Raw genomic sequence first — 1,380 nt, 5'->3', positions numbered from 1 at the left:
TGATCCTACTACTAAAAGAGCTATGATGATAAAAATAATCTTCTTCATATCTTATCCTATATATAGACCATCTTCCATGACTATGGTGGTGGCTAGACGACCTACTAGGCGAGGGGGAATTTCTTCTTTATTTCTTTCCTTTTCTTTAGATGCTTTACACCCCACATACATGCCCTTTACATTGTTGTTGCCTATTACATCTAGTGCTTTTAGTAGTCTTCTTGATTTATTATCCACTTCTGATCCATTAGTGTTTAAATTTCCATTTTTAAAGTCTTCTAGTATCTCCATAGCTTCGTTGTATTTGTCTATTGGCAAGGCTTGTTTTGAGGTGCTTTTACTTGTCTTATACATATCATAAATTCCCTCTCTTTGTTTTATATCTATTGAGTTTGATGGGCTTATATCTAGTTCTCTTTTAACCCCTTGTAGCATAAGCTCTTTTGGTGTATATGCTAGTTTCTTGTTTCTTTTGTTTAGGTTGTTAAAGAACTCTTCATCAGTTTTATTGTCTGTTCTTAGCTCATCTAGGCATAGATAAGATATCATAGTATCTAGACTTATATCTTTTGATAGATTAGAGTCTAGTTTGTTTGTAGTAGTGTTTATGTCATAGTAGAAGAAGTTATGATAGTCTAGTCCTCCGCTAGATAGTCTTCCTCCTATGATAGTTCTTTTTAGATCTATATTTATAAAAGATGAGTATATCTCTATAGGATAGTAGGTATATTCACTTGTTTTATTTGAATAAGGTTCATAAGATATATTCTTAACAGCATAAGTTTCATCAAATTTATTTGTGAAATACTTATGAAGTATTAGTTCATAAGATCTTTTTTGGTGTTCATAAGATGAGCTATAGGCACTATCTACTAAAAATTTAAGTCCAGCTCTTGTTATATTAGATACTGTTGCCTTTCCAGCATTTTTTACAAATTCTGTACCTATTCTTAATGTTATAAGTTTTTTTGTGATATCTTTATAGTCTTTTGCTAATTTTTCTTGATGTTTTAGTTGATCTCTACCTTTTGCTTTTGCCTTTCGATCAAAATATGAAAAAAGGTAATCATTGCTTATTAGCTTTTGCATCTTAAAGAATTCACGCCTACTTAGAAGGTTAAAATTTTTTTTATCGCTTGCACTAATTAACTTAAAAATAGGCTTTTCTTTTATTAATGTAACTAGTCTAAGTTCTCCACCTGTTGCCATAAATATACCTTTGGCAACATTAAGAGGAGTAGCGTCTTTGCCTACATAAAACATTGTCCTTATGACGCTTTTCCATACAGTCTCACCGCATTTATCTATAAAAAAACCATAAAATGGAAATATATCGGATAATATATCGTTCATTATAGACTTTAATGAAAAATCTATCAT

The 1,380-nt window shown here is 30.7% G+C and carries 1 pseudogene; it reads right to left on the bottom strand.

Annotated elements, in window-relative coordinates:
• Window positions 1-51: 51 nt before the first annotated feature.
• Window positions 52-1,380, bottom strand: a pseudogene (locus FZ949_RS05245) (hypothetical protein); the annotation flags it as partial.

It is taken from the genome of Campylobacter concisus, from assembly GCF_902460545.1.
GTDB lineage: Bacteria > Campylobacterota > Campylobacteria > Campylobacterales > Campylobacteraceae > Campylobacter_A > Campylobacter_A concisus_AE.
The sequence above is the reverse complement of the archived record's forward strand: the minus strand, read 5'-3'. Positions and strand labels throughout refer to the sequence as shown.